General features: G+C 68.7%; 9 protein-coding genes and 3 pseudogenes. 3 read left to right on the top strand and 9 right to left on the bottom strand.

The genetic code is table 11. The features are described 5' to 3' along the window. Nucleotides 1-35 precede the first annotated feature (35 nt). The 4 genes from hpaE to hpaR form a co-directional block, all read right to left on the bottom strand. Entirely contained in the window at nt 36-1508 is a 1473-nt protein-coding gene (gene hpaE / locus H0I39_RS11670) for a 5-carboxymethyl-2-hydroxymuconate semialdehyde dehydrogenase (protein WP_180550592.1), read from the bottom strand. Nucleotides 1509-1655: 147 nt separating this feature from the next. Next, the gene (locus H0I39_RS11665; protein WP_180550591.1) at nt 1656-2432 is read right to left on the bottom strand and encodes a fumarylacetoacetate hydrolase family protein; all 777 of its coding nucleotides are present in this window, start codon (nt 2430-2432) and stop codon (nt 1656-1658) included. Further along, on the bottom strand, nt 2429-3118 hold the full coding sequence (locus H0I39_RS11660) for a fumarylacetoacetate hydrolase family protein (RefSeq protein ID WP_180550590.1): 690 nt from the start codon (nt 3116-3118) through the stop codon (nt 2429-2431). Before H0I39_RS11660 ends, H0I39_RS11665 begins: the two co-directional genes overlap by 4 nt. Next, nucleotides 3115-3624: a homoprotocatechuate degradation operon regulator HpaR gene (gene hpaR / locus H0I39_RS11655; protein ID WP_180550589.1), complete on the bottom strand. Its 510-nt coding sequence runs from the start codon at nt 3622-3624 to the stop codon at nt 3115-3117. Before hpaR ends, H0I39_RS11660 begins: the two co-directional genes overlap by 4 nt. Before the next feature lie 65 nt (nt 3625-3689). Here hpaR and H0I39_RS11650 point away from each other — a divergent pair, with 65 nt between their 5' ends. Continuing rightward, a complete protein-coding gene (locus H0I39_RS11650) occupies nt 3690-4763 on the top strand; it encodes an NAD(P)H-dependent flavin oxidoreductase (protein WP_180550588.1) in 1074 nt (357 codons plus the stop codon). On the opposite strand, the gene H0I39_RS11645 is transcribed toward H0I39_RS11650, so the two are convergent. Continuing rightward, nucleotides 4726-5229 (bottom strand): BLUF domain-containing protein, encoded by a 504-nt coding sequence (locus H0I39_RS11645; protein WP_180550587.1) that lies wholly within the window; start codon nt 5227-5229, stop codon nt 4726-4728. The genes H0I39_RS11650 and H0I39_RS11645 overlap by 38 nt on opposite strands. Nucleotides 5230-5274: 45 nt before the next feature. Then, complete coding sequence (locus tag H0I39_RS11640) at nt 5275-6507, bottom strand: MFS transporter (RefSeq protein WP_180550586.1); 1233 nt, start codon at nt 6505-6507, stop codon at nt 5275-5277. A 194-nt stretch (nt 6508-6701) separates the two neighbouring features. Between H0I39_RS11640 and radA the strand changes: the two are divergent. Beyond that, nucleotides 6702-8089, top strand: a pseudogene (gene radA, locus H0I39_RS11635) (DNA repair protein RadA). Nucleotides 8090-8322: 233 nt separating this feature from the next. On the opposite strand, the gene H0I39_RS11630 reads toward radA, so the two are convergent. The 3 genes and pseudogenes from H0I39_RS11630 to H0I39_RS11620 form a co-directional block, all read right to left on the bottom strand. Next, nucleotides 8323-9117: an ABC transporter ATP-binding protein gene (locus H0I39_RS11630; protein ID WP_180551794.1), complete on the bottom strand. Its 795-nt coding sequence runs from the start codon at nt 9115-9117 to the stop codon at nt 8323-8325. Nucleotides 9118-9165: 48 nt separating this feature from the next. Further along, nucleotides 9166-10013, bottom strand: a pseudogene (locus H0I39_RS11625) (ABC transporter permease); the annotation flags it as partial. A 77-nt stretch (nt 10014-10090) separates the two neighbouring features. Continuing rightward, a pseudogene (locus tag H0I39_RS11620) lies at nt 10091-11067 on the bottom strand (ABC transporter substrate-binding protein). 647 nt (nt 11068-11714) lie between these two features. On the opposite strand from H0I39_RS11620, the gene proV reads away from it, so the two are divergent. Then, nucleotides 11715-12965: a glycine betaine/L-proline ABC transporter ATP-binding protein ProV gene (gene proV, locus H0I39_RS11615; RefSeq protein ID WP_180550585.1), complete on the top strand. Its 1251-nt coding sequence runs from the start codon at nt 11715-11717 to the stop codon at nt 12963-12965. Nucleotides 12966-12983: the final 18 nt, after the last annotated feature.

The raw sequence follows: 12983 nt of genomic DNA, 5'->3' as shown, positions 1-12983 counted from the left end.
GATATCGGAAATTGTATGGCGTTACTATGTTTGTGTCATACGCCCCAATGCGGGATGTGGTGGCTGCCCATCGACACCGCCACGTTCTTCGGCTCCAGAAACACCTCGTAGCTCCAGGTGCCGCCTTCGCGGCCCGTGCCCGATGCCTTGGTGCCGCCGAAAGGCTGGCGCAGGTCGCGCACGTTCTGGCTGTTGACGAAGCACATGCCGGCCTCGATGGCGGCGGCCACGCGGTGCGCGCGGCCGATGTTTTCGCTCCACACGTAGCTCGACAGGCCGTATTCGATGTCGTTGGCCTTGGCGATGGCATCCGCCTCGTCCTTGAACGGGATCAGGCAGGCCACGGGGCCGAAGATCTCTTCCTGCGCGATCTTCATGCGGTTGTCGACGTCGGCGAACACCGTGGGCCAGACGTAGTTGCCGCCTGCCACGTGCTCCGGCAGTTCGGCGGCGTAGCTCGGGCGCTCGATGCCGCCGCAGAGCATGGTGGCGCCCTCCTTCGGCCCCAGTTCGATGTAGCTGCGCACCTTGGCCAGGTGGCCCTGGCTGATCATCGGGCCGATGATGGTCTTCTCATCCTGCGGGTCGCCTACGGTGATTTTCTTGGCACGCTCGGCAAACTTGGCGGCGAAGTCGGCGTAGATGCTTTGCTGCACCAGGATGCGGCTGCCGGCGGTGCAGCGCTCGCCGTTGTTGCTGAAGATCATGAAGATCGCGGCGTCGAGCGCGCGGTCCAGGTCGGCGTCGTCGAAGATCACGAATGGGCTCTTGCCGCCCAGCTCCATGCTGAACTTCTTCAGGCCCGCGGTCTTGACGATGCGGTTGCCGGTGGCGGTGGAGCCGGTAAACGAAATGGCGCGCACGTCGGGGTGCGCACACAGCGGCTCGCCGGTCTCCTTTCCGAAGCCGTGCACCACGTTCAGCACGCCGGCGGGGATGCCGGCTTCCAGCGCCAGCTCGCCCAGGCGCGCGGCGGTCATGGGCGACAGCTCGCTCATCTTCAGCACCGCGGTGTTGCCGAAGGCGAGGCACGGCGCGACCTTCCACGTCGCGGTCATGAAGGGCACGTTCCACGGGCTGATGAGCGCGCACACGCCGACCGGGTGGAACAGCGTGTAGTTCAGGTGCGTGGGCGTGGGGTAGGTGTGGCCGTCCACGCGCGTGCACATCTCGGCGAAGTAATGGAAGTTGTCGGCCGCGCGCGGCACCAGCTGCTTGCCGGTCTGGCTGATGGTCTGGCCGGTGTCGTCGGTCTCGGTCTTCGAGAGCTCGGGCACATGCTTCGCAATCAGTTCGCCCAAGGCGCGCATCTTCTTCGCGCGCTCGGTGGCGGGCAGGCCGGCCCAGGCCGGGAAGGCGGCTTTGGCGGCGGCGACGGCGGCGTTGACTTCATCCGCGCCACCGGCGGCCACTTCGGCCAGCACGCCTTGCGTGGCGGGGTTCACTGTCTCGAAGTAGTCGGTGCCGGGGACGGCCTTGCCGTCGATGAGGTGGTCAATCTTTTGCATTGGGGGCTCCAGGGATCAAGGAAAAGGAGTCAAGTACGCAGAGGACGCAGAGATTTCGCAGAGGACGCAGAAGAATCCGAACAAGAGTTTTGAATCTTCTGCGTCCTCTGCGTAACTTTGCGTCCTCTGCGTCCGGTATTTCTGGCTTCATCGCGCGGGGGCGACGATGGTGTTCGTGAGTGCGCCGATGCCCTCGACCTCGGTCACGACGGCCGAGCCCACCGGGCAATCAACCACGCCATCGGGCGTGCCGGTCAGGATCAAATCGCCGGGGTACAGCGTCATGAAGCTGCTGAAGTACTCGATCAGCGTGGGCACGTCGAACACCATGTCGGCCGTGCTGCCCTGCTGCGTGACCTGGCCGTTGACGGTGGTGCGCAGCTTCAGATTCATCGGGTCGGCCACGTCGGCCGCATCCACCAGCCAGGGGCCGATGGGCGTGCAGGTGTCGCGGTTCTTCACGCGCAGGTTGGGGCGGTACCAGTTCTCGAGGTAGTCGCGGATGGCGTAGTCGTTCGCCACGGTGTAGCCGCGCACGAAGTCGTAGGCGTCGCCCTTCCTCACGTGCTTCGCCTCGCGGCCGATCACCACGGCCAGCTCGCACTCGTAGTGCATGTTCTGCACGCTGTCGGGCCGCACGGTGAAAGCCTGGTGGCCGATCAACGAGGCCGCGCCCTTGGCGAAGGCCAGCGGCTCCTCGGGCGGTTTGAAGGCCAGCTCGCGCGCATGGTCGGCGTAGTTGATGGCCAGCGCCAGCACGGTGCGCGGGCGGTGCAGCGGCATGTCGGCCAGCGGCGGCAGCCACCCGACTGCATCGAAGTTCAGCAGGCGGCCCTTGAAGGCGGGTGTCTGCAGTTCGAGTTTTCCATCGCGCTCGATGGCATGGTGGACCGCGCCGGCCCAGGCGATGCGGGCGTGTTTCATGTGGCCTCCGCGATCAAAGTGTGGTGAAGCGGCGCGAAGCCCGGCGCGCTGATCTCGATGCGGTCGCCGGCCCTGGCGCGCGGGCGCGCGCCATCGGGCAGGCAGTCGGTGCCGAGCATCAGCACGTCGCCGGGTTGCAGCGTCATGAACTCGCCCACGTCGGCCAGCAGCGTGGCGGCGTCGCGCACCAAGGTCGAGAGGTCGACGGTCTGCATCGCTTGGCCATTCACGCGCACTTCCAGCTTCAGCGCAGCGATATCGGCCAGCGCCAGCGGCACGCTTGCCGGGCCGCAGCCCAGGAAGCCGTCGCGGTTGCGAAACTTGATCGGCGGGCGGTAGTAGCTGGGATGCGGCAGGCTCAGGTCGGCCAGCAGCACGCAGCCCGTCACTCTTTTATTGATAGCTGCTTGCGCTTGTCCATCAAGCGCTGGGGGCAAATTTGGCTCAAAATCACCGATCACCAGACCAAGCGCCGCCCCCACCTCCACCTCGCCCGGCACGGCGATGTCGGCGCCGCAGGGCGTGAAGGTGTTGGCAGTCTTCACGTACAGCACGGGCGCCTTGGGCGCGGCCTTGTACGGCGCCTCGGTCATCTTCGGCGCCCACAGATCCCACTCGCGGCGGAAGTTCAGCAGCGTGCCGTACACGGTGCCGGCGGGTAGCCAGCGTGCAGGGGCGGCGCTCATGCCGCGGTCTCCGTCAGGCGCATGCCTGCGTGGTCTTGCATGGCTTCTGTCTCCTCTTCTTCGGTCGGGTGCAGGGCGATCAACTCGTCCAGCAGGGCGTAGAGCTGCGCCAGCTTGGGCTGGCTCATGTGGGTTTCGAGGTCCTGGTACTGCGCCTCGATATCGGCGCGCAGCGCGGCGGCCAGCGCCAGCCCCTCGTCGGTGGCGCTGACCACGCTGCGGCGCGCGTCCTCGGCGCTGCGCGCGCGCTGCACCAGGCCGGCGGCTTCCATGCGCGCCAGCATGCCGGTCAGGCTGGGGCCGAGCAGGTGCGACTCGCGCGCCAGGCGGCCGGTGTCCAGCCCCTCGGCGTGCGCCGGCTCGGCCAGCACGCGCAACACGCGCCACTGCTGGTCCGACAGCCCATGCGCGCGCAGCATGGGGCGGCGGTGCTGCATCACGGCCTCGCGCGCCTTCAGCAGCAGCAGCGGCAGGTTGCGGTGGCGGAAGCGGGCGGGCTTGGGCATTTATTTAATGTATTAAATAAATCGAAGGGTTGCAAGCCCCTTTGATCCCAGCCCACAATCCGTCCATGAACACCTTTGCCGACCGACTGAAGATTCGACTGCCCCTCATCCAGGCCCCCATGGCGGGCGCGCAAGGCAGCGCCATGGCGCTGGCCGTGGGCGCGGCCGGCGGGCTGGGCTCGCTGCCCTGCGCCATGCTGGCGCCCGATGCGCTGCGCGCCGAGCTGGAAAAGCTGCGCGCCAGCGGGCGGCCGTACAACGTGAATTTCTTCTGCCACCAGCCGCCCGCGCCCGATGCGGCGCGCGACGCGGCCTGGCGCGCGGCGCTGAAGCCCTATTACGACGAGTTGGGGCTGGACATGGCGACGATCCCGAGCGGGCCGGGGCGCCTGCCCTTCAGCGCCGAGGCGGCCGATCTGCTGGAAGAGTTCAAGCCCACCGTGGTGAGCTTCCACTTCGGCCTGCCCGCGCCCGAGCTGCTGGCGCGCGTCAAGGCCTGGGGCGCTTTCGTGATGTCGTCGGCCACCACCGTGCGCGAGGCGCTATGGCTTCAGGAGCATGGCGCCGATGCCGTGATCGCCCAGGGCCTGGAGGCCGGCGGACACCGCGGGCACTTCCTGAGCATGGATCTGAGCGAGCAGATGGGCACCTTCGCCCTGCTGCCGCAGATCATGAATGCCGTGACCGTGCCGGTGATCGCCGCCGGTGGCATCGCCGACGCGGCGGGCGTGCGCGCCGCCATGGCGCTGGGCGCGGCGGGTGTGCAGGTGGGCACAGCCTACCTGTGCAGCGACGAGGCGCTCACCAGCCCGCTGCACCGCGCCGCGCTGCAAAGCGCCGCAGCGCGCCACACGGCGCTGACCAACCTGTTCACCGGCCGGCCGGCGCGCGGCATCGTCAACCGCCTGATGCGCGAGTTGGGCAACGCCGATGCCGAGCATTTCAGCACCGGGCTGGGCGCGGTGGCGCCGGCCTTTCCGCTGGCCACCAACGCCATCGGCCCGCTGCGCGCGGCGGCCGAGCAGGCCGGCCGCACCGACTTCACGCCGCTGTGGAGCGGGCAGAACGCCAGTGGCTGCCGCACCGGCTCGGCGACGGAGATCACGCAGGCGCTGGCGCGGGGCTTCGACAAGGGCTGACCGCGCGCGCCTGCCGCAAACGCCTCAATACCGCGTCGGCGTGAAGTCCTGCGCCGCGCCGGCTTCTTCCCAGTCGATGAAGCGCGTGAGCACACGGCAGGCGGCGCGCTGGGTGGGGGTGAAAGCCGAAGCGCCCGCTGTCGAGATCGTGCGGCATGCGCTGGCCGCGCCAGTCGCTGGCGGTGCCGAGCGACCACGACGGGAACACCGGCAGCGTGATCGGCTCGCGGTGCAGCGTGAGCAGGTCGGTGTGCAGGCTGCTGCTCTGCACGCGCCCGATCACCTCTTCCATGCTCGCGGCCGGGCCTTCGATGAGCTGGCAGAAGCGGCCATTGCAGAAGAGCAGCACGCCGCTGACCCGGCGCGGCGCGTTGAACGCGCGCCCCTGGGCGTACAGGTCGTCCAGCCGCGCCGGGTCGAAGGCCGGCGTGGCCGTGCTGACGTAGCACCAGGACAGATGTTGCATGCGGCCCATTCTAGGGACGCACGGGCCGCGCGGCTATGCGGGCCGTCAGGCCACCTGCCCCTTGGTCTCGCGCCCCAGCAGCGCCACGGCCGCGGCGCCGATGGCGATGGTGACGGCGAACAGCGCGAAGATGGCGCCGGTGCTCCAGCCCTGCGCGCCCAGGAAGGGGATGGCCAGCGGCCCCAGGATGCCGCCCACGCGGCCCACGCCGGCCGCCGTGCCCACGCCGCTGGCGCGGATTTCGGCCGGGTAGTTCTCGGGCGAATAGGCGTACAGCGCGCCCCAGGCACCCAGGTTGAAGAACGACAGCAGCGCGCCGAACAGCAGCAGCCCACCCTGCGTCTCGGCGTTGCCGAAAGCCCAGGCGCTGGCCGCCGTGCCCAGCAGGTACACCACCAGCACGAACTTGCGGCCCATGCGCTCGATCAGCCAGGCGGCGGTGAAGTAGCCGGGCAACTGCGCCAGCGTCATCAGCAGCACGTATTCGAAGCTCTTGATCAGCGCGAAGCCCTTGCCGATCATCACGCTGGGCAGCCACAGGAACATGCCGTAGTACGAGAACACCACGGTGAACCACAGGATCCACAGCATCAGCGTGTTGCGGCTGTGCTCGGCCGACCACAGGCGGGCCAGGCGCGCCGTCCACGGCAGGCCAGCGGAGGGCGGGGCGGTGGGCTTGTCGTCGGGCAACTTGCGGCGCAGGTACAGGGCGTAGATGGCCGGCAGCGCGCCCAGGATCAGCGCCACGCGCCAGCCCATGTCGGGCGCGAAGCGCGGCATGACGAAGTAGGCAATCAGCGCCGCCAGAATCCAGCCCAGCGCCCAGAAGCTTTCCAGCAGCACCACGATGCGGCCGCGCTCATGCGCGGGCACGCGCTCGGACACGTAGGTGCTGGCCACCGGCAGCTCGCCGCCCAGCCCCATGCCGATGAAAAAGCGCAGCACGAACAGCACCGTCAGCGTGGTGGCGAAGGCGGAGAGACCGCTGGCGATGGCGAACAGCAGCAGCGTGATGACGAACACGTGCTTGCGGCCGATGCGGTCGGCCATCATGCCGAACATCACCGCGCCCACGGCCATGCCGATGGAGTTGACCGCGCCCAGCCAGCCCATCTGCCCGGCCGTCAGGCCCCAGTCCAGCTTGAGCGCGGCGAGGATGAAGGACAGCAGGCCGACGTCCATGGCGTCGAACATCCAGCCCAGGCCCGAGGTGACGAGCAGGCGGTTCTTGGACACCGGCTGGCCGGTGGAGGGATCGGTGACGGTGGTGGTGGACATGGCGGCAGCCCTTTCACGAAAGGTGGCGCATGGTAACGGTTTGCGGCGGCGCCCGGCAGCACCGCTGGCACCAAAAATGATAGCGCCTTGCGCATGCCATGCAACAGATTCAAGTCATTTCAATCCGAAATCAAGGCAAGACAAGCGCTGGCAGCTATCAATTGATGAGCCACAAACCTCTTACGATCACCGCCATGGCGAAAGACAAGACCCTCTACACCTGCAACGACTGCGGCGCCACCACGCCGCGCTGGCTGGGCAAGTGCCCGTCGTGCGGGGCGTGGAATTCGCTGGTGGAGACGGTGGCCGAAACGCCCGCCAGCGGCAAGAACCGCATGGGCGCGGCCTTCGCGGCGCTGGCGCCGTCGAGCGAAGTGCGCCCGCTGGCCGCCATCGAGGCGGTGGACGTGGCCCGCACGCCCACCGGCCAGGGTGAGCTGGACCGCGTGCTGGGCGGCGGCATCGTCGAAGGCGGCGTGGTACTGATCGGCGGCGATCCGGGCATCGGCAAATCGACGCTGCTGCTGCAGGCCGTGGATGCCTTGCAGCGCAGCGGCTTGCCGGCGCTGTACGTCACCGGCGAGGAAAGCGGTGCACAGGTGGCGCTGCGCGCGCGGCGGCTGGGCATCACCGGCTCGCAGGTCAGCGTGCTGGCCGAAATCCAGCTGGAGAAGATCATCGCCACCCTCGCCGCGCAGCAGCCTGCCGTGGCGGTGATCGACTCGATCCAGACCGTCTACTCAGACCAGCTCACCAGCGCGCCCGGCAGCGTGGCGCAGGTGCGCGAGTGCGCGGCGCACCTCACGCGCTGGGCCAAGTCGAGCGGCTGCGCCATCGTGCTGGTGGGCCACGTGACCAAGGACGGCCAGCTGGCCGGCCCGCGCGTGTTGGAGCACATGGTGGACACGGTGCTGTACTTCGAGGGCGACACGCACAGCAGCTTCCGCCTGATCCGCGCCATCAAGAACCGCTTTGGCGCCGTCAACGAGATCGGCGTGTTCGCCATGACCGAGCGCGGGCTGAAGGGCGTGAGCAACCCCAGCGCGATCTTCCTGAGCCAGCACGCGCAGCCGGTGCCCGGATCGTGCGTGCTGGTCACGCTGGAGGGCACGCGGCCGATGCTGGTGGAGATCCAGGCGCTGGTCGATTCGGGCGGCGTGAGCCCGCGGCGCCTGTCGGTGGGGCTGGAGCGCGACCGCCTGGCCATGCTGCTGGCGGTGTTGCACCAGCACGCGGGCGTGGCCACGGGCGATCAGGACGTGTTCGTCAACGCCGTCGGCGGCGTGCGCATCAGCGAGCCGGCGGCCGACCTGGCGGTGATGCTGGCCATCACCTCGTCGCTGCGCGGCAAGGCGCTGCCCAAGGGCTTCATCGCCTTCGGCGAAGTCGGCCTGGCCGGCGAGGTGCGCCCGGCGCCGCGCGGGCAGGAGCGGTTGAAGGAGGCGGCCAAGCTGGGCTTCAGCGTGGCCGTGGTGCCCAAGGCCAACGCGCCGAAGAAGGCGGACAAGGCGTTCGAGGGCTGACCATCCACGCCGTGGAGCGCGTGGATGAGGCGATGGCGCTGGTGCGCGGGCTGGATTGAACGGGCGCCGATCCAGCCTCTGACCACTCAGCGGCTCCAAGCCTTGTGGGAGCGGGCTTGCCCGCGATGGCAGCCTTTCGCCCTGACTCAAGGTTTATCGCGGGCAAGCCCGCTCCCACAGGGGCAGGCAGGCAGGGCACCCATGCTCAGAGCATTGCTTTATATGGGAGTATCGGCTTCCAGCGCCCATCCAACAAGCGCCACAGACCATCCATACAGGGAGTATCCGCCACTCACCCCAGCAGCAACGCGTCGTCGCTCACCTTCTCGCCGCGCGTGCGCTCGAACATCGCCAGTAGGTCGGGCACGTCCATGCGGGCGCGCTCGTCGCCCGATACGTCGAGCACCACCTGCCCCTGGTGCAGCATCACGGTGCGCGTGCCGTGGTCCAGCGCCTGGCGCATCGAGTGCGTGACCATCAGCGTGGTCAGCTGGTTCTCGGCCACGATCTGGTCGGTCAGCTGCAGCACAAAGGCCGCCGTCTTGGGGTCGAGCGCAGCGGTGTGTTCGTCCAGCAGCAGCATGCGCGAGGGGCGCAGCGCCGCCATCAGCAGGCTGACGGCCTGGCGCTGCCCGCCCGAGAGCAGGCCCATGCGGTCGCCCAGGCGGTTTTCCAGCCCCAGGTTCAGGTGCGCCAGCCGCTCGCGGAACAGCGTGCGCAGCTCGGGCCGCACGGCGCGGCCCAGGCCGCGGCGCTGGCCGCGCTGCCAGGCCAGGGCCAGGTTCTCCTCGATGCTGAGCGCCTCGCAGGTGCCGGCCATCGGGTCCTGGAACACGCGCGCCACCAGGCCGGCGCGCTGCCAGGCGTTCAGCTTGGTCACGTCGCGGCCGTCGATGACGATCTGGCCGTCGTCCACCATCAAATCGCCGCTGATGGCGTTGAGCGTGGTCGACTTGCCCGAGCCGTTGCTGCCGATGACGGTGACGAACTCGCCCGCCGCGATGTTCAGGCTGACGCCGCGCAGCGCCGGGTTCTCGATCGGCGTGCCGGGGTTGAAGGTCTTGTGCAGACCGCGCAGCTCCATCATGGGCGGCCTCCCGTCGGTACCGGCTTGCGGCGCAGCGGCCTTCAGCTTGGGCAGCACCAGCGCCACACCCACCAGCACGGCAGTGATCAGGTTCAAATCCTGCGCCTGCAGGCCAATGAAGTCGGCCTGCAGCGCCAGCGCGATGAACAGGCGGTACAGCACCGCGCCCACCACCGTGGCCAGGGTGATGATGATGAGCGCGCGGCTGGGCATCAGCGTCTCGCCGATGATGACCGCCGCCAGGCCGATGACGATGGTGCCCAGGCCCATCGAGATGTCGGAGCCGCCCTGCGTCTGCACGTACAGCGCGCCGCCCAGCGCGATCAGCGCGTTCGACAGCGCCATGCCGCCCATCGTCAGCCGCCCGGTCGGGATGCCCTGCGCGCGCGCCATGCGCGGGTTGGCGCCGGTGGCGCGCAGCGCCAGCCCGGTCTGCGAGGCGAAGAACCAGTCCAGCGCCAGCTTCACCGCCAGCACGATCACGGCCAGCACCAGCGGCTGCACCCAGTAGGCGCTGCCTTCGCCCACGAAGGGCGCGAACACCGTCGGCTCGCCCAGCAGCGGCACGTTGGGCGCGCCCATGATGCGCAGGTTGATCGAGTACAGCGCGATCATGGTCAGGATCGACGCCAGCAGCTGCAGGATGTTCAGCCGCACGTTCAGCCAGCCGGTGACCAGGCCCGCGCCCGCGCCGGCCAGCGCCGCCACGCCGCAGGCCAGCCAGGGTTCCAGCCGCCCACGATGAGCACGGCCGCCACCGCGCCGCCCAGCGGAAAGCTGCCGTCGGCCGTGAGGTCGGGAAAGTCGAGCACGCGGAACGAGATCCACACCCCCAGCGCCACCAGCGCGAAGATGAGACCGATTTCCAGCGCGCCCATCAGCGAAAGCATGGACATGGGCAGAGCGCTCCCTGAAAACAGCACCGGCGCCACGCGGGCGCCGGTGTCAAACACGCGATTTTATTTCGCCGGCGTCACTTCACCACGTCGGCGGCTTCCTTGATCAGGCTCTCCGGCAGCGTGATGCCCTGCTTCTCGGCCGCGCCGGGGTTCACCATCAGCGACATCTTGGCGCCCACCTCGGGGCGATCTCGCCCGGCTTGGTGCCCTTCAGGATGCGGTCGACGATCTTGCCGGTCTGGCGGCCCAGGTCGTAGTAGTTCATGCCCAGGGCGGCGGTGGCGCCGCGCTTGACCGAGTCGGTGTCGGCGGCCACCAGCGGCAGCTTGGCCTCCTGCGCCACGCGCACCATCGATTCGTAGGCCGACACCACGTTGTTGTCGGTGGTGGTGTAGATCACGTCCACCTTGCCCACCAGGCTCTTGGCGGCGCTGGGGATGTCCACCGTGCGCGGCGCGGCGGCCTCGGCCACGGTCATGCCGCGCTTTTGCAGCTCGGCCTTCAGATCCTTCAGCACGATGGTGGAGTTGACCTCGCCCGGGCTGTAGACGTAGCCCACGCGCTTGGCGCCGGGCTTCACCTTCAGCAGCAGGTCCATCTGCGCGGCCAGCGGCAGCGCGTCGGAGACGCCGGTCACGTTGGTGCCGGAGGGCTGCCAGTCCTTCACCAGCTTGGCGGCCACCGGGTCGGTCACGGCGGTGAAGACGACCGGGATGTTCTTGGTGGCGGCCACGGCGGCCTGGGCGCTGGGCGTGGCGATGGCAACGATGGCGTCCACCTTGTCGCCGGCGAACTTGCGCGCGATCTGGCCCGCGGTGGCGGTGTTGCCCTGCGCGCTCTGGTAGGCCACCCGCAGGTTCTTGCTCTCTTCCCAGCCCAGCGCCTTCAGCTCGTCCTGCACGCCCTTGCGCACCGAATCGAGCGCGGGGTGGTCGACGATGGCGGTGATGCCAACGGTCTTGACCTGCGCGTGGGCCCAGGGCGCGGCCACCAGCGCGGCCACGGCGGCCAGGGCACCAACCGCCAGACGACGAGAAGCAATGCGTTTCATGAGGAAGTCACCTTTCTGTGTAAGCAGGGCCAACAGGCACAAAAAGCGATGTTCGCACACCCCGCGGCCGCGCCGCATCCGCATGGGCCCGCGCCAGCCGCCCGCAGCAGCTGTCTTGCACGGCTTGGGTGCCAAAACAAGCGACATCCATTTGGCGCGGTGTTCCAGTATCAATACAGAAGCTGCTGGCGCCCGTCATGCGGGCGCTAAAGGCTATTTTAATAATCAAGGAAATTCAACAAGTCCCCCGTCAAAACCCGCGCCACACCCTGGCACCACACACCGCCGGGCGCGCCCTTGGCCACGCGTGCCGGCACCGCGCTTCATTACCGAACACCGCAGCGCCGCGCGGTCTTCATGCTCATTGAGTTATAATGCCCGACTTTCCAAGCCCCGGTGCAGCGGCCCGCCCGCCTTGTCACCCCGGCTTTCTGGGGCGGCTTGATCGCCCTTCCTCAGGTGGACTTGCTGCGCGCGCCACGCCGCACATCGCCCACCGCGCGGGTTCCTGGCGGAGCCCGCGACATCACCCATTACCCGCAACCAGGCCCCGGCATTCGCACAGCCTCCCGTTGTCGGCGTCATTGGCGTCGTCCTCGAAGCATTCCTGCCGCGGCCCGGTTGCCCTGAAGAACCGGAGGAACCCCGTGGCCAAGCAAATCGTGATCGAGCACCTGTTCAAGGTGTTTGGCGACGCACCCGAACGCGCGCTGGACCTGGCACGCCAGGGCGTCGCCAAGCAGGACATCGTGGCCCAGACCGGGCAGTCGATCGGCGTGTTCGACGCCAGTTTCACCATCGAGCCGGGCGAAATCTTCGTCGTCATGGGCCTGTCGGGCTCGGGCAAATCGACCCTGGTGCGCATGTTCAACCGCCTGATCGAGCCGACGGTCGGCCGCATCGTGGTCGACGGCGAGGACATCGCGCAATACAACGACAAGCAACTGCGCGACTTCCGCCGCAAGCACATCAGCATGGTGTTCCAGTCGTTCGCGCTGCTGCCGCATTTGACGGTGCTGCAGAACACCGCCTTCGGGCTGGAGCTGGCCGGCGTGCCGCTGGGCGAACGCGAGGCCGCCGCCCGTGCCGCGCTGGAGCAGGTGGGCCTGGCCGTGTGGGCCGCCAGCTACCCCGACGAACTGTCGGGCGGCATGCAGCAACGCGTGGGCCTGGCGCGCGCGCTGGCGGCCGACCCGTCGATCCTGCTGATGGACGAGGCCTTCTCGGCCCTCGACCCCATCATCCGCACCGAGATGCAGGACGAGCTGCTGCGCCTGCAGCAGGTCAAGCGCCGCACCATCGTCTTCATCTCGCACGACCTGGACGAGGCCATGCGCATCGGCGACCGCGTGGCCATCATGAAGGACGGCCAGGTGGTGCAGGTGGGCACGCCGGAGGAAATCCTGCGCCAGCCGGCCGACGACTACGTGCGCCAGTTCGTGCGCGGCGTGGACCAGGCGGCCGTGTTCAAGGCCGGTGACATCGCCCGCAAGACGCAAGTGGAAGTCTCCGAAAGCCCCACGCGCGGCTGCCGCCCGGCGCTCAAACGCCTGCAGGACCAGGACCGCGAATGGGCCTACGTGGTCGATCCGCGCCACCGCTACCTGGGCGCCGTGTCGGCCGATTCGCTGCGCAAGGCGCTGCACGGGCATGACGGCCCGCTGGGGCTGACGCACGCCTTTGTGCCCGCCGTGGAGCCGGTGCCGGCCGACACGCCGATCACCGAGCTGTACCGCCTGATGGTGGCGCAGCCGGCGCCGCTGCCGGTGGTGGCCGAGGACGGGCGCTTCATCGGCACCGTCAGCAAGAACCGGCTGCTCACCTTCCTCGACCCCTACACCGACGCCGACGGCAACCCGCTGCCTGAAGCCGCCCCGGCCGAAGCCGCCGTCGCATGACCGCGCCCTGACGAGCGC

It is taken from the genome of Ottowia beijingensis, from assembly GCF_013423955.1.
Lineage (GTDB): Bacteria > Pseudomonadota > Gammaproteobacteria > Burkholderiales > Burkholderiaceae_C > Ottowia > Ottowia beijingensis.
This window is presented reverse-complemented; position numbering and strand designations above follow the sequence as displayed.